The sequence below is a fragment of the Mesorhizobium sp. M7A.F.Ca.US.010.02.1.1 genome (assembly GCF_004023085.1).
Classification (GTDB): Bacteria; Pseudomonadota; Alphaproteobacteria; order Rhizobiales; family Rhizobiaceae; genus Mesorhizobium.
In genome coordinates, this window is the sequence record NZ_RZRV01000003.1 from 1 (window position 1) to 21,139 (window position 21,139).

Sequence of the window (21,139 nt, forward strand, 5' to 3'; positions counted from 1 at the left end):
ACCTAGGCTAGTCGCCTGACTTTTCGGCGCCAAAGAAGAATAAAAGGCACGCGACAGCGTTCCCTCCCCCTTGTGGGGAGGGTTAGGGTGGGGGTCCTTCTTCGCAAGAATCCATATGCGATACCCTCCCCACAAGCGGGAGGTAGAGGCCTGAGCTCAAACCCGCTAAAACAGCGCCTTCAGCTCCGCCAATTTGTCATTCACCAGCCAGCCATAGTAATTCTCTTCCGGCAGCTTTTCCGGCTCGCCGGCGGCGCGGCGCCTGTCGTTCTCCGCCTTCAGCGCGTCGGCGCGCTGCTCCGGATTGCCGACATTGTAGAGCGTGGCGGTCAGTCCGGGATTGCCCGAAATGTCGAAGCCGGCAATGCTTTTGTAGGCATCGATCGATTTCCGGATCGTCGCGGCGACGTAGGGCAGCGTCAGGTCGGGATCCATGATGGTCTTGTAGACCGAATTGGGATCGCCGACGTCGAGCTTCGGCAGGCCGGAAACCTTGTGCACGAGATCGCTCATCTGCAATGCGGTCAGAGGATTGAGCTGGCCCAGGCCGAAGGTCTGGCCGGCATAGTAGGGCTGGAAAAAAGTGGCGCCGAAGCGGTCGTCGGGAAAGCTTGTCCCGCCGACGCTCTTGCCGCGAAACGAATGGTTCCACACCTGCTCGCGGCATTCCCACAGATCATAGCTGTCGGACATCCCGGCGCATTTCTTGAATTCCGGCCGCTGCACGAAATCGGTGATGTCCTCGCCGTCATAGGCAAAGGACAGCTTGCTGGAGAGATAGGAGATCGCCTTGACGTAGTAGGTCTGCAGCCGGTCATAGGCATCGACATTGTAGGTGTGCTCGCCGACGATGGCGCCGACGATGTGCAAGGGATCGATGCCGTAGGTGGCTGCTGCCTTCTTGATCTTGCCGCGCAATTCGGCGTCGTTCTGCAGCAGGGCGTAGACCTTGCGGTACTTCGCCTGGAAGCTGGTGTTGGTCGCTTGCGTGCGCCGGCTGGAGGCGCCCGGAATGTCGGGCTGCACGGCATTGCGATTTCCCGGCGGCACCAATGTCGCTGCCTCGGCAGCGAACAGCGTCGCCGCCAGCGTCAAGCCGAGAATGACCAGGATCAGTTTTTTCATGCACCCGCCGCCCAAGCAATTCCAGGAAAGTGTGAAACGGTTTCCCGGAATTGCGTCAAACCAAGAGATCGAGAATTGCCGCGCAAACTAGGTAAAGCTCTTGGTCGAGTCGAGAGCGCCCCTTCACCCGGCACTACGAAAGCTGGCCAGATGATACCATCTGGCCACACATGATTTTGCTGGCCGGAAAATGTTGCCTGGACCGGCGCCGGAACGTTCCGGCGCCGCCGTTTAAAGGATGAACCGCGACAGGTCGGTATTCCTGGACAGGTCGCCGACATGCTTTTCCACATAGGCGGCGTCGATGGTGACTGATGTGCCGTTGCGGTCCGGCGCGTCGTAGGAGATTTCGTCCAGCACCCGTTCCATCACCGTCTGCAGCCGCCTTGCGCCGATATTCTCGACGCTGGCGTTGAGGTCGACGGCAATGCCGGCCAGCGAATCGATGGCGTCGTCGGTGAAGGTCAGGTCGACGCCCTCGGTCTTCATCAGCGCGATATACTGCTTGATCAGGCTGGCCTCTGTCTCGGTCAGGATGCGGACGAAATCGTCCTTCTCCAGCGCCCGCAGCTCGACGCGGATCGGCAGGCGGCCCTGCAATTCCGGCAACAGGTCTGACGGCTTCGAGACGTGGAAGGCGCCGGAGGCGATGAACAGGATGTGGTCGGTCTTCAGCGGTCCGTATTTGGTCGCCACCGTGGTGCCTTCGATCAGCGGCAGCAGGTCGCGCTGCACGCCTTCGCGGGAAACGCCGGCGCCCATGCCGCCTTCGCGCGACGCGATCTTGTCGATCTCGTCGAGGAAGACGATGCCGTCATTTTCCGTCGCATCGAGCGCCCGGCGCACCACTTCGTCCTGGTCGAGCAGCTTGTCGGACTCGTCATTGACCAGCAGGTCGTAGGACTCCTTCACCGTCGTCTTGCGCATCTTGGTCTTCTTGCCGCCCATCGCCTTCGACAGCATGTCGTTGATGTTCAGCACGCCGATATTGGCGCCCGGCATGCCGGGGATCTCGAAACCGGGCATGCCGCCAGCGCCGGTATCGGCGACCTCGACCTCGATCTCCTTGTCGTCGAGCTCGCCGTCGCGCAGCTTCTTGCGGAAACTATCGCGGGTGGCCGGGCTCGCCGTCTTGCCGACCAACGCTTCCAGCACGCGTTCCTCGGCGTTGACGTGGGCGCGCGCCTTGACGTCCTCGCGCATCTTCTCGCGCACCAGCCCGATGGCGATCTCGACCAGATCGCGGATGATCTGCTCGACGTCACGGCCGACATAGCCGACCTCGGTGAACTTGGTCGCCTCGACCTTGACGAAAGGCGCACCGGCGAGCCGCGCCAGGCGGCGCGAAATCTCGGTCTTGCCGACGCCGGTCGGCCCGATCATCAGGATGTTCTTCGGCATCACCTCTTCGCGCATCTGGCCTTCCAGCTGCTGGCGGCGCCAGCGGTTGCGCAAGGCGATGGCCACGGCGCGCTTGGCGTCCTTCTGGCCGATGATGAAGCGGTCGAGTTCCGAAACGATTTCGCGGGGAGAAAATGTGCTCATATCACTAAATTCCACTTTGCCACTGCTTGATGGCCTCGAACGGATGCAGCAGCATGATCACGTTGAGTGTCAGATTGTCCCGGATAAGATAGCCGGTACCGAGTTCGAAGATGATGGCGAGGCTGACGATCACCCATATAGGTAGCCTTCGCGCCATCACAAATCCCAGCACCATGGCCAGTGTGTCGGACACCGAATTGATGATGCTGTCGCCGTAATAGTCGAGCGAGATGGTGCCGGCGCGGTAGCGCTCGATGATGAACGGGCTGTTTTCGAGCAGCTCCCAGCCGCCCTCGATCAGAACCGCGAAGGCCAGCCTCAGGCCGATCGGCGAGCGCGGGAACAGAAACCTTGCCAGCGCATAGAACAGGAAGCCGTGGATGATGTGCGAGAACGTGTACCAGTCCGAAATATGCTGGGAATTCTCCGAACTGTTCACCACGCCGTGCCAGAGCTTGACGTAGCCGCAGGTGCAGATCGGCGTTCGCCCCATGCCGTAGAGCGCTCCGGCCTGGAAGATGATCAGGGCGAGGGCGAGCAGAAGTCCCATCCGCCAGCTGTCTTCATAGGCCGAATAGCTGCTCTCCGTGGCCGGTGTCGTCATCGGTTCATTCCCCCTCGTTTCGCGTCGCCGTGTCGATCATCACAAAACCTTGTCACGCCTTCAGCGGCGGTAGACGGCGGATCACGGCAGCCGGCAAGGTGGGTTTGACCACAATCCGCCGGATACGCTGCCAGCCAGCCCCGAACAGAATAATCAGCGCGCCAACAACGACCAGGATCAAGGCAAAAGGCGGGATACCCGTCGAATCGGAGGCGGAATTCACCAGATAATAGATGCCCAGCGAGCCGAAGTAAGCCAATGTCGGAACCAGAAGCGAACGGCGGTCTATGGCAAGCGCGACATAGAGGAAGCCAAGGATCAGGATCGTGAGCATGATGGTTGCATTGGCATCCGGCGCGATATGTCCGAATACGACGTTCTGGCCGGTTGCCATGATAAACAGCGGATGCACCAGCATGGGCGCCGAGACGACATGCAGCCAGAAAGCGCAATCGGACCAGATCTTGCGCCGATCCCTGTCGTAAATGTCAAAAGCTACACCCGTTGCGAACACGATCAGGCCGCAGATCAGCGGCATGTAAAGTGCCGCGCGGAGCAATTCGGGAACATCCTCAATGCGCGGCGGCGCAATCGCGCCCGTTGTCACACTGTCATACAGGATTATCGCCGTTTGCAGGAAGGCAAGCAGCGTGAAGGCGATGGCGATCGCCCCGGCAATGATGGGGACGCGAAAGCGCCAGAAATAGATCGCCGCCGCGATTATTCCTCCGCCCAGGAACAGATATCCGGCCCGGGACGCCGTCTGGCGCAACGCCAACAGCTGCCAGATAGTCTCCGGCTTGCGTATGCCGAAGCTGGCCTCCACCTGTAGCGCCAGAGCGGCCAGAATGGCGGCCATGAAAATCAGGGCAAGCACGGACGACGATAATTTCATCCGGTGCTGACGCGTGACGATTTCGGCGAGCCCCCAGGCGAAAACCGCGAGGATGCCGGCGATCCAGAATGTCTGGCCTGGAAGCAAGGTGGTGAGGACAAAGAAGAAGCCGGCGCTGAGCAGAACGGTTCCCACGGTGACGAACAGGTCGTTGCCGCCGCCCACCAGCCGCAGGTTTTCCTCGTCACCCTCGTCATCGGCACGCCTCGCCTCGGGGGCGAGAGCGACCGCGCGTTCCATGGCCTCCAACTGATCGCGCAGGGTCTGCGAGATCAAACCTTTCGCGATTGCCTTGTCGAGGGTTTCGGCGCTGATCAATTGGGCTCCTGCGTCGCGTCACGCGCCATCATCAAGGCCGGCCCGTACTCCGATGTTCTTGTGTCAAAAGCAACAAAGCCGGCCTTTTCGTAGGCGCGGATGGCCCTGACATTGGCGGGATCCGGGTCGATGATTACGCGCGGAACACCTTCCTCGAAAAGCTGTTCGACGAACTGGCGCACGATCGCCGAGCCGTGGCCACGCCCGACCAACTCCGGCACGCCGATCGACACGTCGATGCCGAGCGTGCCGAATGGTTGGTCGGCATAGGGATGGTCGTCTTCCAGATGCGGGTCGTAGCTCTGCAGATAGGCGATCGGCTTGCCGTTGAGCTCGACGATCAGCGGCTCGACGGAAATCGAGTCGATGTGCTCGCGAATCCCGGCGATTTCCGTCTCGGGATCGTCCCACCACTCTGCAACATGTGGCTCGGCGAGCCAGCCGGCGATCATCGGCAGGTCTTTTTCCGTCACCGGCCGAAAATCATAGCTATCTTCTTGTTTGGCCATGATCTCTGGACGAACGGAACCGTTCGTCCGAGAAAACCGGGTTCCACTTTTCGGGATCATGGCCGGCCTCTTCAGGCGGCATCGAGCGTTTCGATGACGAAATTGTTGTTGGTGTAGACGCAGATGTCGGATGCGATCTGCATCGCCTTGCGGGCGATCTCCTCGGCATCCTTGTCGCTGTCCATCAGCGCGCGTGCCGCCGCCAGCGCGTAATTGCCGCCCGAACCGATGGCCATGACACCAAATTCGGGTTCGAGCACGTCGCCGGTGCCGGTCAGCGCCAGCGACACCGACTTGTCGGCCACCAACATCATCGCTTCCAGCCGGCGCAGATAGCGGTCGGTTCGCCAGTCCTTGGCGAGCTCGACGCAGGCGCGCGTCAGCTGGTCTGGATATTGTTCGAGCTTGGCCTCGAGCCGTTCCAGCAGCGTGAAGGCGTCGGCGGTGGCGCCGGCGAAGCCGGCGATCACATTGCCGCCCTTGCCGATGCGGCGCACCTTTTTGGCGTTGCCCTTCATGATGGTCTGGCCAAGGCTGACCTGGCCGTCGCCGGCGATCACCACCTTGTTGCCTTTGCGCACCGTCACGATGGTCGTGGCGTGCATGGTCAGTTCATTGGACATTTACTGGCTCCGAGCAGCGCCATCCCGATAAGGCGATTGGCGCGGTACGAGTAACTTTGATTGGCCATATGTATGCATGGGGCCGGTGATTGCAAATCGCTCTCTGGCAAGGCCGATACCGCTGTCAGAGGCAACTGGCAATCGCCGGATCATGCTGCTAGAAGGCTTTCGTTTTCAAGCCTGCGAGCGCTTGAAGCCTCTGAGCCGGTCACGATGTGAACCTCTGGGACAAGGATAGAGTGATGCCGCCCCGTTCCGCCGAAGCAAGCCGCAAGACCAAGGAAACCGACATCTCCGTGGCGGTCCATGTCGACGGCTCCGGCAAGTCGGATATCGCCACGGGCGTCGGCTTCTTCGACCATATGCTGGACCAGCTGTCGCGCCACTCCCTGATCGACATGACGGTCAGGGCGAAGGGCGATCTGCACATCGACGACCACCACACGGTCGAGGACACCGGCATCGCGCTCGGCCAGGCGCTGGCCAAGGCACTGGGCGAGCGGCGCGGCATCATGCGTTATGCCTCGATCGACCTTGCCATGGACGAGACGCTGACGCGCGCCGCGATCGACGTGTCCGGCCGTCCCTTCCTGGTCTGGAACGTTTCCTTCTCATCGCCGAAGATCGGCACCTTCGACACCGAGCTGGTGCGCGAATTCTTCCAGGCGCTGGCGCAGAATGCCGGCATCACGCTGCATGTCACCAATCACTATGGCGCCAACAACCATCACATCGCCGAGACCTGCTTCAAGGCGGTGGCGCGCGCGCTGCGCGTTGCCCTCGAACGCGATCCGCGCCAGCCGGATGCGGTTCCCTCCACCAAGGGATCGTTGAAGGGATAAGGCCATGGCCACCTATGTCGTGATGGAACCGCCAGGCTGCAGCGAGAAGGCCGATGCAACGGCCTTTGTCCGCGATGGCTTCACCTGGCTGGGCCTCCTGGTGCCGCCGCTATGGTTCGCCTGGCATCGGTTGTGGATCGAGGCAGCGCTTGCCTTCGTCGTCATGGGCCTGCTTTCGATGCTGGGCCAGAAGCTCGGCCTTGGTCTGGCCGGCTCGCTGCTGTCACTGTTGGTTTCGCTCTATGTCGGACTGGAAGGGCAAGGCCTGCGCATCGCGGCACTTCGCCGGCGCGGTTGGCACGAATGGGGCGCGGTCGAAGCCGGTTGGCTCGACGATGCTGACACGCGCTATGCGCTCGAGGCGGAAGCGCTTCCCGATCAGGCCGCACCGGCACCGCGCATGGTCCCGGACGCTGCCCTGGCGCGGCCGTCGCAGCCGGGCATGGCGCTGGGGCTGACCCACATCCCGGGAAGAAGCTGATGCGGGTTGCGATCATCGATTACGGTTCGGGCAATCTGCGCTCGGCCACCAAGGCTTTCGAGCGCGCCGCGCGGGAAGCCGGCATATCGGCTGCTATCGACCTGACATCGGATGCCGAACGGGTGCGCACGGCCGACCGCATCGTCCTGCCCGGCGTCGGCGCCTATGCCGACTGCGCGGCCGGCTTGCATGCCCTCGAAGGCATGTGGGAAGCGGTCGAGGAGGTGGCTATCGACAAGGGCCGGCCGTTCCTCGGCATCTGCGTCGGCATGCAGCTGATGTCCGAGCGCGGCCTGGAAAAGACAATCACCAACGGCTTCGGCTGGGTATCAGGTGACGTCAAGGAGATCACGCCGGCCGATCCGACGCTGAAGATCCCGCAGATCGGCTGGAACACGATCGAGCTCAAGCGCCAGCATCCGCTGTTTGCCGGCATACCGACTGGCGCAAGCGGGCTGCATGCCTATTTCGTGCATTCCTACCATCTCGATGCGGGCAAGGCGGAAGAGGTTCTGGCGGTCGCCGACTATGGCGGCCCGGTGACGGCGGCCGTCGCCCGCGACAATCTCGTCGGCACGCAGTTTCACCCGGAAAAGAGCCAGGCGCTGGGCTTGGCGCTGATCACCAATTTCCTGCGCTGGAGGCCCTAGAGCATGATCCCGAAAAGTGGACCCCGGTTTTCGGAAAAGATCATGCTCAAGCAAAGGGAAAACCGATGAGCAAGAAGGGCTACTGGATGGCGATGGTCGAGGTGACCGATCCGGAAAATTATCCGATATACATTGCCGCCAACAAAGCGGCTTTCGACAAATATAGCGCAAAATTCCTGACCCGCGGCGGTCGGTCGTCGAGCCCGGAAGGGCCATCGGGCAATCGCCATGTCATCATCGAGTTCGAGAGCTACGCGGTCGCACTCGCCTGCTTCCATTCGCCCGAATACCAGGCGGCGCTGAAGTTCCGACGCCTCTATTCGACGTCGCATTTCGCCATTGTGGAAGGCGCCTGAACGGATGATCCTTTTCCCCGCCATCGACCTCAAGGACGGCCAGTGCGTGCGCCTCAGGCACGGTGACATGGCCACCGCGACCATCTACAACGATGATCCTGCAGCCCAGGCGCGAGCCTTCGAGCAACAGGGCTTCGAATGGCTGCATGTCGTCGACCTCAACGGCGCCTTCCAGGGCCAGAGCGTCAACAGTGCCGCGGTCGGCGCCATCCTCAAGGCAACGAAGAACCCGGTGCAGCTCGGCGGCGGCATCCGCACGCTGGCGCAGATCGAGGATTGGCTCGAGCGCGGGCTGGCCCGCGTCATCCTCGGCACGGTGGCGGTGCGCGATCCCGACCTGGTCAAGCAGGCCTGCAAGGCGTTTCCGGGCAAGGTCGCGGTCGGCATCGACGCCAAGGGCGGCAAGGTCGCCGTCGAGGGCTGGGCCGAGGCGTCGAGCCTCGGCGTCGTCGAACTGGCCAGGAAATTCGAGGGCGCCGGCGTCGCCGCCATCATCTATACCGACATCGACCGCGACGGCGTTTTGACCGGCATCAATTGGGACGCCACCATCGACCTCGCCGATGCCGTGTCGATCCCGGTCATCGCGTCGGGCGGTCTCGCCTCGATCGCCGACATCGTGCGCATGACCATGCCCGATGCGCAAAAGCTCGAAGGCGCGATCTCCGGGCGCGCGCTCTATGACGGTCGCATTGATCCGGCCGAGGCGCTGGCGATCCTGCAGGGCCGGCCAGCGGCGGAGACGCAGACGTGAAAATCTCCATTATCCTGGCGTCCTATGACAGCGGCCATTACCATGGCGGCATGGGCCAGGGTCCGGACGCGCTGGTCTCAGGCGGGCTCGTCGACGCCCTGACGATGGCCGGCCACGATGTGATGGTCGAGGATATCGGCAAGGTTGGAGATGCCCAGGAGCGCGAAATCGCCACCGGCTTTGCCGTCTGCAACGCGGTTGCGAGCGAGGTTCGCCTTGCCCGTGACGCCGGTCGGTTTCCCATCGTCCTTGCGGGAAACTGCCTGACCAGCGCCGGCGCGGTCGCCGGTGAGGACGCCGATGCGATCATCTGGGCCGACCAGCATGGCGACCTGAACACGCCCGAGACATCCACATATGGCTTTCTCGACGGCATGGCGCTGGCGACGGTGCTTGGCCTGTGCTGGCGGCCGATGGCGTCGGCCATTCCCGGCTTCAGGCCGATCGATCCGTCGCGTTGCGTGCTCGTCAACGCGCGCGATCTCGATCCGGCGGAAAGACAGCTTCTCGAGACCTTGCCGATCGTGCGGACGGAATGCTCCGGGGTGGCCCAGGCGGCCGAAAGACTGAAGATAGCCGGCGCCAGACGCGTGCACATGCATCTCGATATGGACGTGCATGATCCCCGGGAGCTGCAGGCCAACCGCTATATCACTTCGGGCGGCCCGAGCCCGGAACAGCTGCGCGACGCCACTTGCGCCATGGCGCTGGCGGTGCCGGTCGTCGGCATCACCGTCTCCGCCTACGACCCGGCCTTCGACGCCCAGGCCGATGTTCCGCCGCTGGTTGGCCAGTTGCTGAACGATCTCATCGCCACGATAGAGGGCCGCTGATGCTGAAAGCCCGTGTCATCCCCTGTCTCGACGTCAAGAACGGCCGTGTCGTCAAGGGCGTCAACTTCGTCGATCTCGTCGACGCCGGCGATCCGGTCGAGGCGGCCAAGGCCTATGACGCGGCCGGCGCCGACGAACTCTGCTTCCTCGACATCACCGCTTCGTCGGACAATCGCGAAACCATCTTCGACGTCATCGCACGCACCGCCGAACAATGTTTCATGCCGCTGACCGTCGGGGGCGGCGTGCGCCAGGTCGCCGATATCAGGAAGCTGCTCTTGGCCGGCGCCGACAAGGTGTCGATCAACACGGCCGCGGTGAAGAACCCGGATTTTGTTGCCGAGGCCGCCGACAAGTTCGGCAACCAGTGCATCGTCGTCGCCATCGACGCCAAGAAGGTGTCGAGCACCAGTGAGACCGACCGCTGGGAGATCTTCACCCATGGCGGCCGCGAAAAGACCGGCATCGATGCGGTCGAGTTCGCCCGGAAAATGGTCGATCGCGGCGCCGGCGAGATCCTGCTGACCTCGATGGATCGGGACGGCACCAAGGCCGGCTACGACATCGCGCTGACCCGCGCGATATCAGACGCCGTGCGCGCGCCGGTGATCGCTTCCGGCGGTGTCGGCACGCTCGACCACATGGTCGAAGGCATTCGCGACGGCCATGCCGGCGCGGTTCTGGCGGCGTCGATCTTCCATTTCGGCACCTACACGATAGCGCAGGCCAAGGCACATATGGCCGCCGCGGGGCTGCCGATGCGGCTGGACTCTGTGAATAATCGGCCCTAAAGCATGATCCCGAAAAGTGGGAACCGGTTTTCGGAAAAGATCACGCTTAAACAAGCAGATAGATGACGCCATGGCTGAGTTTTCGCTTTCCGATCTGGAAAAAATCGTTGGGGAACGCGCCCATTCCGGCGACCCGGACTCGTGGACGGCAAAACTGTTCGCGCGCGGCATCGACAAGGCGGCGCAGAAGCTCGGCGAGGAGGCGGTCGAGACGGTGATTGCCGCCGTCAAGGGCGACAAACCGGCCATCGTTTCGGAAAGTGCCGATCTTATATATCATTGGCTCGTCGTTCTCGGCCTCTCCGGGGTTCCGCTGAGCGACGTGCTTAGGGAACTCGAAGGCCGCACCCGGCGTTCGGGCATCGCCGAGAAGGCGTCACGGCCCAAGGGCTGACCGCGAGGAGGGCAGGTATCTCGATGGATCAGCTCGCGCCAACCGAGAAATATTCCCCCTTTCGTTTCTTCTCCGCCGATCAATGGTCGCAATTCCGTGCCGACACGCCGCTGACGCTGAGCGCGGACGAATTCCGCCGCCTGCGCTCGCTCAACGATCCGGTCGATCTCGAAGAGGTCACGCGCATCTATCTGTCGCTGTCGCGGCTTTTGTCCGCGCATGTCGAAGCGAGCCAGCTGCTGTTTCGGCAACGCCAGGCCTTCTTCAACGCGGTCGACGTGGTCAAGACGCCCTTCATCATCGGCATCGCCGGTTCGGTCGCCGTCGGCAAATCGACCACCGCACGCGTGCTGAAGGAGCTTTTGGCGCGCTGGCCGTCGAGCCCCAAGGTCGATCTCATCACCACCGACGGGTTCCTGCTGCCCAACGAGGTCCTGCGCCGCGAGAACCTGATGGAGCGCAAGGGTTTCCCCGACAGCTACGATGTGGGCGCGCTGCTGCGGTTCCTGTCGGGCATCAAGTCGGCGCTGCCCGATGTCCGCGCGCCTGTCTATTCGCACCTGACCTATGACGTCATTCCCGGCGAGTTCGTCACCATCGACAGGCCGGACATATTGATCTTCGAAGGCATCAATGTCCTGCAGCCCGGCAAGCTGCCGCAGGACGGCAAGATCGTGCCTTTCCTGTCGGACTTCTTCGACTTCGCCATCTACATCGATGCCGACGAGAAGCTGATCCACAACTGGTACATTTCCCGCTTCATGCGGCTGCGTGAGACCGCCTTCCGCAATCCGGACTCCTTCTTTCACCGCTATTCGCAGCTGTCGGAGGGGTCGGCGCGCGCCATCGCCGAAGGCCTGTGGACCAACATCAATTTGAAGAATCTGCGCGAGAACATCCTGCCGACGCGGGCCCGCGCCGACTTGATCCTGCGCAAGGGCGCCGACCACCTGATCGAGGAAGTGGCGCTCAGGAAGCTGTGACGGCCGGCTTCGTCACCCGTCGCAATGTTAGATTGATTCGCCCGCCGTTTTTCAGCAGCGCCGAGGTCGAGGGATAGATCCGATCGACGCCGTGAAAGCACAGCCGCCCCTCGCCGCCGAGCACCACGACGTCACCGCTTTGCAGCCTGAACGACTTGGTGGCGCCATCACGCGTAGTCTGGCCGACTCGGAACAGGCAGTCGTCGCCGAGCGAGACGGAGACGACCGGCGCCGAAAAATCGGCCTCGTCGCGGTCCTGATGCAGCCCCATTTTTGCATCCGGCGTGTAGAAATTGATCAGGCATGCTTCCGGCGGGTGCGGATAGCCCGAGACCTCGCGCCACAGCTCGAGCAGCGCATCCGGAATTGGCGGCCAAGGCGCCCCGGTTACCGGATGCGCCGGCTGGTAACGATAGCCGTGCTCCTTGTCGGTGACCCAGCCGAGCGGCCCGCAATTGGTCATGCGCACGCTCATCTCCTTGCCGGTGCGCGGCATGGCCGGCACGAACAGCGGCGCCTGCTGCACGATCCGTCTCACCTCATCGACCAGCGCTTCCTGCACGGTGCGTGACAGATAGGCCGGCATGTGGCGGACACCTTTGGGCAGAACGAGCACGGATTCGGTCACCTCCCGGATGGTTCGGAACCGTAAAATGTCACGATCAAAAGAAAACGGCGACCCGAAAGCCGCCGTTCTAACTCTTTGTTTGGCACAATTCCGGACGGAAAACCGTTTCACACTTTTCCTGGAATTGCTTTTCGCAAATTGGCATCGCCTTGATCAGGCGAGATCTGGGATGCGCAGCACCTGGCCCGGATAGATCTTGTCGGGATGGGTCAGCATCGGCTTGTTGGCCTCGAATATGACCGTGTTCTTGACGCCTTGGCCCTTGCCGTAGCTTTTCTCGGCGATCTTCCAGAGATTGTCGCCCTTCTTCACCGTGTAAAAGGTGGGCTCCTTGGCCGGGGCGGCGGCCGTGCCAGACGCTGGCGCGACCTGCAATTCGTCCGCCTGCACCTTGGAGACGCCGAGCGTGTTGCCGACGGCGATGACTGCCTTTTCGAAGATCGATTGATCCTTGACCACGCCCTTCAGCACCGCCGTGTCACCCTTGACGACGACCTCGACGCCATCGGTGCCGAGTTTGTGCGAATCGAGCTCCTTCTTGAGCGTGTCGGCCGTGGGTGCGGCTTCTTCGTCGCCGCCGATGCCCAGTTTCTTGCCGACGCTCTTGACGAAATCGAACATGCCCATCCTTGGGTCTCCCTTGCTAATGGCAATGGTTGAACCTTGCATCTGCGGCCCAAAATGGGAAGTCGTTTTGTGCGCGTGATTGGTGTGGTGCTTAATCGTTCTCCACCCGGCCGCGCAGCTTCTTGATCGTGCCGCGCCCGGCCTTGCTCTTCAGCCGCCGCTCCACGGCGCCCTTCGATGGCCGTGTCTTCTTGCGCGGCGGCGGTGGCGGTTCGGCGGCCTTGGCGACCAATGCCGTCAGCCGTGCCCGCGCATCCGCCCGGTTCTGTTCCTGGGTGCGGAAGCGGCCTGCCTCGATGACGATGACACCGTCCTTGGTGGCACGCTGGCCGGCAAGTTTGATCGTCCGCTCGCGCACGCGCTCCGACAGACCCGTTGCGTTGGCCGCGTCGAAGCGCAGCTGCACCGCCGTCGCCACCTTGTTGACGTTCTGGCCGCCGGGGCCGGACGAGCGGATGAAATCCTCGTGCAGGTCGCCCGGATGGATAACCGCATCGCCTGATATGATGATGTTGTCGTCGCTCGCCATGCCGCAGTCATGGCGCGGCGGATCGAAAAAGAAAAGGCCCGATCGAACCGGGCCTTTCAACGAAAGCTGAACCCTGTGGCGCGATTACTCCGCCGCTTCCTGCATGCGCGGCGCGGCGCCCAGCACCACGGCATCGACATGGCTTTCGAATTTCTCGAAATTGACGGCGAACATGCCGACCAGCCTTGCCGCCTGCCGGTCATAGCCGGCCTTGTCGGCCCAGGTCGCCCGGGGGTCCAGAATCATCGGGTCGAGAATGCCGCTGTCGACGCCCGGGACAGCCACCGGCACCGCGAAACCGAAATGAGGGTCGGTGCGGAACTCGGCCGTCTTCAGCGAGCCGTCAAGTGCGGCGGCAAGCAAGGCGCGCGTCGCCTTGATCGGCATGCGCTTGCCGGTGCCGTAGGCGCCGCCGGTCCAGCCGGTATTGACCAGCCAGCAATCGGCGCCGTGGCCTGCAATCAGCTCGCGCAGCAGATTGCCGTATTCAGAGGGATGGCGCGGCATGAACGGCGCACCGAAACAGGTCGAAAACGTCGCTTCGGGCTCGGTTACCCCCTTTTCGGTTCCGGCCACCTTGGCGGTGTAGCCGGAGAGGAAGTGATACATCGCCTGCGCCGGGGTCAGCCGCGCGATCGGCGGCATCACGCCGAAGGCGTCGGCGGTCAGCATGATGATGTTGTTGGGATGGTTGGCGCGGCCGGTCTTGCTGGCATTGGGGATGAAGTCCAGCGGGTACGCGCAGCGTGTGTTTTCGGTCAGCCTTCCGTCGTTGAAATCCGGCACGCCATCGGCGTCGAGCACGACATTTTCCAGCACCGTGCCGAAGCGCTGCGTGGTGGCGAAGATTTCCGGCTCGGCTTCCGCCGACAGCTTGATCGTCTTGGCGTAGCAGCCGCCTTCGAAATTGAAGATGCCGTGCGGTCCCCAGCCATGCTCGTCGTCGCCGATCAACGTGCGCGAGGGATCGGCCGAGAGCGTCGTCTTGCCGGTGCCCGACAGGCCGAAGAAGATGGCGGCGTCGCCGGCCGCACCCTCATTGGCCGAGCAATGCATCGGCATCACGCCTTTCGCCGGCAGGAGATAGTTGAGCATGGTGAACACCGACTTCTTCATCTCGCCGGCATAGGAGGTGCCGCCGATCAGCACGATCTTGCGCGAAAGATCGACGGCGATCACCGTTTCGGTGCGGCTGCCGTGACGGAGGGGATCGGCGCGGAAGGACGGCAGGTCGATGATCGTCATCTCGGGCACGAACTGCTCGAGTTCGGTGGCACCGGGACGAATGAGCAGATTGCGGATGAACAGCGAGTGCCAGGCAAATTCGGTGATCACCCTGGTCGGCAGCCTCGACTCCGCATCGGCGCCGCCGACCAGATCCTGGACGTATAGATCCTTGTCCGCGGCGTGCGCCTGGAAATCGGCGAGCAGCGTGTCGAACTGGGCCGGCGAGATCGCCTTGTTGTTCTCCCACCAGACATGTGGTTCGGTGTCACCGTTGCGGACGACGAACTTGTCCTTGGGCGAGCGGCCGGTGTGCTGGCCGGTCTCGGCGACCAGCGCGCCATGGGCGGTCAAGCGGGCCTCGCCGCGCCGGATCGATTCCTCATAAAGGGTAGCCGCACCGAAATTATAGCGCACCACGCCGGTGGTTTTCAGGCCGATATGATCGATCGCGCAGGCGGAATTGCGTTTGCCGACTTCCGACATCGAGTGTCCCTCTTGGATTTGCCGCATCTTTGCCGGCACGTTTCCAGCACGCCCACTACGCGGGCTGAGATGGTCAGAACCAGAAAAGGCAAATGATATCAAATCATTAATCGATTTAAATATTTTGAAAGTTGTTTAAATCGTTTATATGTGCAAAAAGTTTCGCGGTTGCCCAAAGGATTGGCGATGTACGTTCGTCCAACCCATGTCGAGGTAGGATTGTGGCCGCCGGCATGCCGCGCGTGACAGCGGACAAGGCCTATGCCACATTTTGTACCTAATTTGTCCTGCAAAAGCCCCTTCTCTACGACAGAAGGGACAGCTCATGAGGGAGCCGCTTGAAATGGCAACAATCGCGCTTGTCGATGACGACCGCAACATTCTGACATCGGTGTCGATCGCCTTGGAATCCGAGGGGTATCGCGTCGAGACCTACACGGATGGTGCGTCGGCGCTGGAAGGCCTGGCGGCACGCCCGCCGAACCTTGCCATCCTCGACATCAAGATGCCGCGCATGGACGGCATGGAACTGCTGCGCCGGATGCGCCAGAAGTCCGACCTGCCGGTGATCTTCCTGACCTCCAAGGACGATGAGATCGACGAGTTGTTCGGTCTCAAGATGGGCGCCGACGACTTCATCCGCAAACCCTTCTCACAGCGCCTGCTGGTCGAGCGCGTGCGCGCCGTGCTGCGCCGCGCCAGTGCCCGCGAGGCTGCCGCCAAGACGCCAAGCCAGCAGGCCCGCTCGCTCGAGCGCGGCCAGCTCGTCATGGACCAGGAGCGCCACACCTGCACCTGGAAAGGCGAGCCGGTGACGCTCACCGTCACCGAGTTCCTGATACTGCATTCGCTGGCGCAGCGTCCTGGCGTCGTTAAAAGCCGTGATGCGCTGATGGATTCGGCTTATGATGAACAGGTCTATGTCGACGATCGCACCATCGACAGCCACATCAAGCGGCTGCGCAAGAAGTTCAAGGCCGTCGACGACGACTTCGAGATGATCGAAACCCTTTACGGAGTCGGATACCGGTTCCGCGAAGCGTAAGTAGCAGGGCCTGCTATTCGATGGCAGTGGAAACACAGCGAACAAGACCGGCGGGCGCCTCCAGGCGGCCGTCCCGGATCATGCCGTCCTTCGTCTCGAAGATCACGGTGCCGATGCGCCGCTTCCTCGGCCATCATATCTTTTCCAGCCTGACGCGGCGTATCCTGTTCCTCAACCTTGCCGGCCTCGCCGTCCTGGTGACCGGCATCCTCTATCTCAACACCTTCCGCGACGGACTGATCGACGCCCGCGTCGAAAGCCTGATGACCCAGGGCGAGATCATCGCCGGCGCCATTGCCGCGTCGGCGACCGTCGAGACGGATTCGATCAGCATCGACCCGGAAAAGCTGCTTGAGCTGCAGGCCGGCGAAAGCCTGGGACCCGGCTCCGACCAGCTCGACAATCTCGACTTCCCGATCAACCCGGAGCGGGTCGCGCCGGTGCTGAGAAGGCTGATCTCGCCGACCAGGACCCGCGCACGCATCTATGACCGCGACGCCAATCTGCTGCTCGATTCGCGCCACCTCTATTCGCGCGGCCAGATCCTGCGCTACGATCTGCCGCCGGTTGAAGAGGAAGAGCCCGATCTTGTCGAGCGCATCCAGAAATTCGTCTTCGACTTCTTCCGCAACACCGAGCTGCCGGTCTATCACGAGCAGCCGGGCGGCAATGGCGCCGCTTTCCCGGAAGTGGTCAAGGCTCTCACCGGCAGCCCGTCGACCATCGTGCGCGTCAGCGAGCAGGGCGAGCAGATCGTTTCGGTGGCGGTGCCGATCCAGCGCTTTCGTGCCGTCCTGGGCGTGCTGATGCTGTCGACCGAAGGCGGCGACATCGACAAGATCGTCGCCGCCGAGCGCAAGGCGATCCTGCGCGTCTTCGGTATCGCGGCCCTTGTCACCGCCATCCTGTCGATGCTGCTTGCCTCCACCATCGCCAATCCGCTGCGCCGGCTGTCGGCGGCGGCGGTGCGGGTGCGGCGCGGCGTCAAGAGCCGTGAAGAGATCCCCGACTTTTCCGACCGTCAGGACGAGATCGGCAATCTGTCGATCGCCATACGCGACATGACCAACGCGCTCTACGCCCGTATCGAGGCGATCGAAAGCTTTGCGGCCGACGTGTCGCATGAATTGAAGAACCCGCTGACGTCGCTGCGCAGCGCGGTGGAAACCTTGCCGCTGGCCAAGAACGACGATTCGCGCGGCCGGCTGATGGATATCATCCAGCACGATGTCAGGCGGCTGGATCGGCTCATCACTGATATTTCCGACGCCTCGCGCCTCGACGCGGAGCTCGCGCGCGAGGATGCCGGGACCGTCGATTTGAAGAAATTCATCACCGATCTGGTCGCCGTTTCGCGCGAAGCGACGCGTAACAAGAAGGCGGTCGAGATCGAGTTCAAGGCCGCCAAACTGCCGCAAGGCGTCAAAGGCTACGTCGTCGTCGGGCATGATCTGCGCATCGGCCAGGTCATCACCAATTTGATCGAGAACGCCCGTTCCTTCGTTCCCGAGGACCATGGCCACATCAGCCTCTCGCTGGCGCGTGCCGGCAAGTTCAACATCGTCACCGTCGACGACAATGGCCCCGGCATCCGCGCCGACAACATCGACCGCATCTTCGAGCGCTTCTACACGGATCGGCCGGCCGGCGAGGCATTCGGCCAGAATTCGGGCCTTGGCCTGTCGATATCCAGGCAAATCGTCGAGGCTCATGGCGGCACGCTGACCGCCGAGAACATCCCCGGCACCAAACCCGGCGAGATCAAGGGCGCACGCTTTGTGGTGACATTGCCGGCCGAAGGCTGAGAGCATGAATTCCAACCACGCTTGGTCCAGCCGTGCAGCCTGAAAATATTCACGCGACAATGGTTTTGATCGGCGAGCGCGGCATTCTCGTCACCGGAGCATCCGGCTCGGGCAAGACGACGCTGGCGCTGGCGCTCATCGACCATTGTCGCCATCGCGGCCTGTTCTCGCGGCTCGTCGGCGACGATCAGCTCTTCGTCGAGGCGCATGCCGGGCGGCTGCTGTGCCGCGCTCCCGCCGCCATAGAAGGCCTCGCCGAGGTGCCGGGGCTCGGCCCCCGACCTCTGCCATTCGAGCCGGCAGGCCTCGTCGACCTCCATGTCCGCCTGGTGCCGGCCGGCGAAGCGGTGCGCTTCCAGGAGGATACCGCAAGCAGCATTGCGGGCTGTCTGGTGCCGCGGGTCGACGTGGTCGAACGCAATGTCCCAGCGGTCTTGCCGGTCGTGATGGCGCGGCTGTCGATCGCGCCTTTTCTATGATCCGTTCCGGGTTTTTTGCTGCAATGCGTCAAAATGGCATGTGCCTGCGCAATTTTGGGCTTGTCAACGGGCCGTGCGTCGACAAGATAGCGCTCCCGCCGCCTGGATTGGCTGGCGAGCATAAAATGCGCCTGTGAAGCGGCGATGACGGGAGCCACCAAAGAATGATCGGACTCGTGCTTGTAACGCACGGTCAACTGGCCACCGAGTTCCGACATGCCGTCGAACATGTCGTCGGGCCACAAGACAATTTCGAAACCGTGGCGATCGGTGCCGACGACGATATGGAGCAGCGTCGCCGCGACATCGTCGACGCTGTTGCCCGTGTCGATACCGGGGCGGGCGTCATCGTGCTGACCGACATGTTCGGCGGCACGCCCTCCAACCTTGCCATTTCGGTGATGGAATCCGGCCGCACCGAGGTGATCGCCGGCATGAACCTGCCGATGCTGATCAAGCTCTCCTCGATCCGCAAGGGCGACAACATGGCCGCCGCGCTCGATGAGGCTCAGGCCGCCGGTCGCAAATACATCAACGTCGCCAGCCAGCTCCTGAGCAGCAAATGAACGCCCTGTCCCCGGAAAAAGATCAGATTGTCCGGGACTTTCCCATCATCAACCAGCGTGGCCTTCATGCCCGCGCTTCGGCGAAGTTCGTCCAGCTGGCCAGCGGCTTCGATGCCTCGGTGCATGTCGAGAAGGACGGCGTCAAGGTCGGCGGCACCTCGATCATGGGCCTGATGATGCTGGCGGCAAGCCCCGGCTATTCGATCCGCGTCACCGCCAGCGGGCCGGAGGCCCGGCAGGTCATCGACGCCCTGGAGCAGCTGGTGGCGTCCCGCTTTGGCGAGGAATGCTGAGTGCAGATGCGCGTCTGAGAGACATGCAGGGATAAAGATTTCTTTATATCCCATTGTCGACCCTGCTCCGATCTGCTAGTCAGGCCGGCAATTCGCGCCCTTCGACGCGCCGACCGGCGCGGGCGTGTCCGCAACAAATTCGCAAGCACAACATTCGCATCGGAGTACTGCCATGACGGGTAGCAAGGACTATGTGGTCGCCGACATCTCGCTTGCCGGCTGGGGCCGCAAGGAACTCGAGATCGCCGAAACCGAAATGCCGGGCCTGATGGCCTGCCGTGAGGAATTCGGTCCCAAGCAGCCGCTCAAGGGCGCGCGCATCACCGGTTCGCTGCACATGACGATCCAGACGGCGGTGCTGATCGAGACGCTGAAGGAGTTGGGCGCCGATATCCGCTGGGCCTCCTGCAACATCTTCTCGACCCAGGACCATGCGGCCGCGGCCATCGCCGAAGCCGGCATCCCGGTGTTCGCCGTCAAGGGCGAGTCGCTCGAGGAGTATTGGGACTACACCGACAAGATCTTCCAGTGGGCCGATGGCGGCCTCTCCAACATGATCCTCGATGATGGCGGCGATGCCACCATGTACATCCTGATCGGCGCCCGCGCCGAGGCAGGCGAGGATGTGCTGTCCAACCCGCAGAGCGAGGAAGAGGAATACTTCTACGCCCAGGTCAAGAAGCGCCTGAAGGCTTCGCCCGGCTTCTTCACCAAGCAGAAGGCGGCGATCCGCGGCGTCACCGAAGAGACGACCACCGGCGTCAACCGCCTATACCAGCTGCAGAAGAAGGGCCTGCTGCCCTTCCCCGCCATCAACGTCAACGACTCGGTCACCAAGTCGAAGTTCGACAACAAATATGGCTGCAAGGAATCGCTGGTCGACGGCATCCGCCGCGGCACCGACACGATGATGGCCGGCAAGGTCGCTGTCGTGTGCGGCTATGGCGACGTCGGCAAGGGCTCGTCGGCCTCGCTCAAGGGCGCCGGCGCCCGCGTCAAGGTCACCGAGGTCGATCCGATTTGCGCCCTGCAGGCGGCGATGGACGGTTTTGAAGTCGTCACGCTGGAAGATGCGGCCCCCACCGCCGACATAGTCATCACCACCACCGGCAACAAGGATGTCGTCACCCTCGACCATATGCGCTCGATGAAGGACATGGTCATCGTCGGCAACATAGGCCACTTCGACAATGAGATCCAGGTCGCCGCGCTGCGCAATTTGAAATGGACAAACGTCAAGCCGCAGGTCGACATGATCACCTTCGCGGACGGCAAGCGGATGATCCTTTTGTCGGAAGGGCGGCTGCTCAATCTCGGCAACGCCACCGGCCACCCGAGCTTCGTCATGTCGGCATCCTTCACCAACCAGGTGCTGGCCCAGATCGAGCTCTACACCAAGCCCGGCCAGTACGAGAACCAGGTCTATGTCCTGCCCAAGCATCTCGACGAAAAGGTCGCGCGCCTGCATCTCGACAAGCTCGGCGCCCGCTTGACCGAACTGTCCGGTGAACAAGCCGCCTATATCGGCGTCACGCCGCAGGGTCCGTTCAAGCCGGAACACTACCGCTATTAACCAAAGCTAAAATTACTACCAGATATTGAGGCCGGGCGATTGACTTTTCGCCCGGCCATATTTTTGCGCGCCATCAGCCTTCACGGCGATTCGGCGAGGGGTTATTGTCAGGTGATTCGGCGATGCTTCCAGCCCGAGAGGGTCAAGAGAGGCACGCATCAGGGCGGTCTTGCATTCAGGC

Annotated in this window: 25 protein-coding genes; 15 read left to right on the top strand and 10 right to left on the bottom strand. The window is 62.5% G+C overall.

The window, feature by feature from the left end; genetic code table 11:
- Positions 1 to 165: 165 nt before the first annotated feature.
- The 6 genes from EOA19_RS03475 to hslV form a co-directional block, all read right to left on the bottom strand.
- Positions 166 to 1,125, bottom strand: a complete 960-nt coding sequence (locus EOA19_RS03475; RefSeq protein ID WP_128302718.1) for a DUF1402 family protein — start codon at positions 1,123 to 1,125, stop codon at positions 166 to 168.
- 231 nt (positions 1,126 to 1,356) lie between these two features.
- Positions 1,357 to 2,670 carry an ATP-dependent protease ATPase subunit HslU gene (gene hslU / locus EOA19_RS03480; RefSeq protein ID WP_023810648.1) on the bottom strand — a complete coding sequence of 438 codons (1,314 nt, stop codon included), beginning with the start codon at positions 2,668 to 2,670 and terminating at the stop codon, positions 1,357 to 1,359.
- Positions 2,671 to 2,674: 4 nt separating this feature from the next.
- Positions 2,675 to 3,274: a DUF2585 domain-containing protein gene (locus tag EOA19_RS03485; protein WP_128302719.1), complete on the bottom strand. Its 600-nt coding sequence runs from the start codon at positions 3,272 to 3,274 to the stop codon at positions 2,675 to 2,677.
- 52 nt (positions 3,275 to 3,326) lie between these two features.
- Positions 3,327 to 4,487, bottom strand: a complete 1,161-nt coding sequence (locus EOA19_RS03490; RefSeq protein ID WP_164892833.1) for a hypothetical protein — start codon at positions 4,485 to 4,487, stop codon at positions 3,327 to 3,329.
- Complete coding sequence (locus tag EOA19_RS03495) at positions 4,484 to 4,996, bottom strand: GNAT family N-acetyltransferase (RefSeq protein ID WP_128302720.1); 513 nt, start codon at positions 4,994 to 4,996, stop codon at positions 4,484 to 4,486. The genes EOA19_RS03490 and EOA19_RS03495 overlap by 4 nt, the downstream gene beginning before the upstream one ends.
- A gap of 71 nt (positions 4,997 to 5,067) precedes the next feature.
- On the bottom strand, positions 5,068 to 5,619 hold the full coding sequence (gene hslV, locus EOA19_RS03500) for an ATP-dependent protease subunit HslV (RefSeq protein ID WP_128302721.1): 552 nt from the start codon (positions 5,617 to 5,619) through the stop codon (positions 5,068 to 5,070).
- Between the two features lie 242 nt (positions 5,620 to 5,861).
- Here hslV and hisB point away from each other — a divergent pair, with 242 nt between their 5' ends.
- From hisB to coaA, 9 genes are all read left to right on the top strand, one after another.
- Positions 5,862 to 6,461 (top strand): imidazoleglycerol-phosphate dehydratase HisB, encoded by a 600-nt coding sequence (gene hisB / locus EOA19_RS03505; RefSeq protein ID WP_128302722.1) that lies wholly within the window; start codon positions 5,862 to 5,864, stop codon positions 6,459 to 6,461.
- 4 nt (positions 6,462 to 6,465) lie between these two features.
- The gene (locus EOA19_RS03510; RefSeq protein WP_128302723.1) at positions 6,466 to 6,942 is read left to right on the top strand and encodes a DUF2628 domain-containing protein; all 477 of its coding nucleotides are present in this window, start codon (positions 6,466 to 6,468) and stop codon (positions 6,940 to 6,942) included.
- A complete protein-coding gene (gene hisH, locus EOA19_RS03515; protein WP_128302724.1) occupies positions 6,942 to 7,592 on the top strand; it encodes an imidazole glycerol phosphate synthase subunit HisH in 651 nt (216 codons plus the stop codon). The genes EOA19_RS03510 and hisH overlap by 1 nt, the downstream gene beginning before the upstream one ends.
- Positions 7,593 to 7,657: 65 nt before the next feature.
- Entirely contained in the window at positions 7,658 to 7,948 is a 291-nt protein-coding gene (locus tag EOA19_RS03520) for a DUF1330 domain-containing protein (RefSeq protein ID WP_128302725.1), read from the top strand.
- Positions 7,949 to 7,952: 4 nt separating this feature from the next.
- Positions 7,953 to 8,702 carry a 1-(5-phosphoribosyl)-5-[(5-phosphoribosylamino)methylideneamino]imidazole-4-carboxamide isomerase gene (gene hisA / locus EOA19_RS03525; protein WP_128302726.1) on the top strand — a complete coding sequence of 250 codons (750 nt, stop codon included), beginning with the start codon at positions 7,953 to 7,955 and terminating at the stop codon, positions 8,700 to 8,702.
- Positions 8,699 to 9,535: an arginase family protein gene (locus EOA19_RS03530; protein WP_128302727.1), complete on the top strand. Its 837-nt coding sequence runs from the start codon at positions 8,699 to 8,701 to the stop codon at positions 9,533 to 9,535. The genes hisA and EOA19_RS03530 overlap by 4 nt, the downstream gene beginning before the upstream one ends.
- Positions 9,532 to 10,326 carry an imidazole glycerol phosphate synthase subunit HisF gene (gene hisF, locus EOA19_RS03535; protein ID WP_023810638.1) on the top strand — a complete coding sequence of 265 codons (795 nt, stop codon included), beginning with the start codon at positions 9,532 to 9,534 and terminating at the stop codon, positions 10,324 to 10,326. The genes EOA19_RS03530 and hisF overlap by 4 nt, the downstream gene beginning before the upstream one ends.
- A 70-nt stretch (positions 10,327 to 10,396) precedes the next feature.
- Positions 10,397 to 10,720 carry a phosphoribosyl-ATP diphosphatase gene (locus EOA19_RS03540; protein ID WP_128302728.1) on the top strand — a complete coding sequence of 108 codons (324 nt, stop codon included), beginning with the start codon at positions 10,397 to 10,399 and terminating at the stop codon, positions 10,718 to 10,720.
- A 23-nt stretch (positions 10,721 to 10,743) separates the two neighbouring features.
- On the top strand, positions 10,744 to 11,703 hold the full coding sequence (coaA, locus tag EOA19_RS03545) for a type I pantothenate kinase (RefSeq protein WP_027039969.1): 960 nt from the start codon (positions 10,744 to 10,746) through the stop codon (positions 11,701 to 11,703).
- On the opposite strand, the gene EOA19_RS03550 is transcribed toward coaA, so the two are convergent.
- From EOA19_RS03550 to EOA19_RS03565, 4 genes are all read right to left on the bottom strand, one after another.
- On the bottom strand, positions 11,690 to 12,319 hold the full coding sequence (locus tag EOA19_RS03550; RefSeq protein WP_023810636.1) for an alpha-ketoglutarate-dependent dioxygenase AlkB: 630 nt from the start codon (positions 12,317 to 12,319) through the stop codon (positions 11,690 to 11,692). The genes coaA and EOA19_RS03550 overlap by 14 nt on opposite strands.
- Positions 12,320 to 12,484: 165 nt before the next feature.
- Positions 12,485 to 12,958 (bottom strand): peptidoglycan-binding protein LysM, encoded by a 474-nt coding sequence (gene lysM, locus EOA19_RS03555; protein ID WP_128302729.1) that lies wholly within the window; start codon positions 12,956 to 12,958, stop codon positions 12,485 to 12,487.
- 91 nt (positions 12,959 to 13,049) lie between these two features.
- Entirely contained in the window at positions 13,050 to 13,487 is a 438-nt protein-coding gene (gene arfB, locus EOA19_RS03560; protein ID WP_023810634.1) for an alternative ribosome rescue aminoacyl-tRNA hydrolase ArfB, read from the bottom strand.
- An 84-nt stretch (positions 13,488 to 13,571) separates the two neighbouring features.
- Positions 13,572 to 15,197 carry a phosphoenolpyruvate carboxykinase gene (locus EOA19_RS03565; RefSeq protein WP_128302730.1) on the bottom strand — a complete coding sequence of 542 codons (1,626 nt, stop codon included), beginning with the start codon at positions 15,195 to 15,197 and terminating at the stop codon, positions 13,572 to 13,574.
- 343 nt (positions 15,198 to 15,540) lie between these two features.
- On the opposite strand from EOA19_RS03565, the gene EOA19_RS03570 reads away from it, so the two are divergent.
- From EOA19_RS03570 to ahcY, 6 genes are all read left to right on the top strand, one after another.
- Positions 15,541 to 16,242 carry a response regulator transcription factor gene (locus EOA19_RS03570; RefSeq protein ID WP_013528337.1) on the top strand — a complete coding sequence of 234 codons (702 nt, stop codon included), beginning with the start codon at positions 15,541 to 15,543 and terminating at the stop codon, positions 16,240 to 16,242.
- A 20-nt stretch (positions 16,243 to 16,262) separates the two neighbouring features.
- A complete protein-coding gene (locus EOA19_RS03575) occupies positions 16,263 to 18,047 on the top strand; it encodes a sensor histidine kinase (RefSeq protein ID WP_023810632.1) in 1,785 nt (594 codons plus the stop codon).
- A 32-nt stretch (positions 18,048 to 18,079) separates the two neighbouring features.
- Positions 18,080 to 18,526: an HPr kinase gene (locus EOA19_RS03580; RefSeq protein WP_023810631.1), complete on the top strand. Its 447-nt coding sequence runs from the start codon at positions 18,080 to 18,082 to the stop codon at positions 18,524 to 18,526.
- A 164-nt stretch (positions 18,527 to 18,690) separates the two neighbouring features.
- Positions 18,691 to 19,092, top strand: a complete 402-nt coding sequence (locus EOA19_RS03590) for a PTS sugar transporter subunit IIA (protein WP_010912939.1) — start codon at positions 18,691 to 18,693, stop codon at positions 19,090 to 19,092.
- The gene (locus tag EOA19_RS03595; RefSeq protein ID WP_023810630.1) at positions 19,089 to 19,385 is read left to right on the top strand and encodes an HPr family phosphocarrier protein; all 297 of its coding nucleotides are present in this window, start codon (positions 19,089 to 19,091) and stop codon (positions 19,383 to 19,385) included. Before EOA19_RS03590 ends, EOA19_RS03595 begins: the two co-directional genes overlap by 4 nt.
- Before the next feature lie 172 nt (positions 19,386 to 19,557).
- The gene (ahcY, locus tag EOA19_RS03600; RefSeq protein WP_023810629.1) at positions 19,558 to 20,958 is read left to right on the top strand and encodes an adenosylhomocysteinase; all 1,401 of its coding nucleotides are present in this window, start codon (positions 19,558 to 19,560) and stop codon (positions 20,956 to 20,958) included.
- Positions 20,959 to 21,139 lie beyond the last annotated feature (181 nt).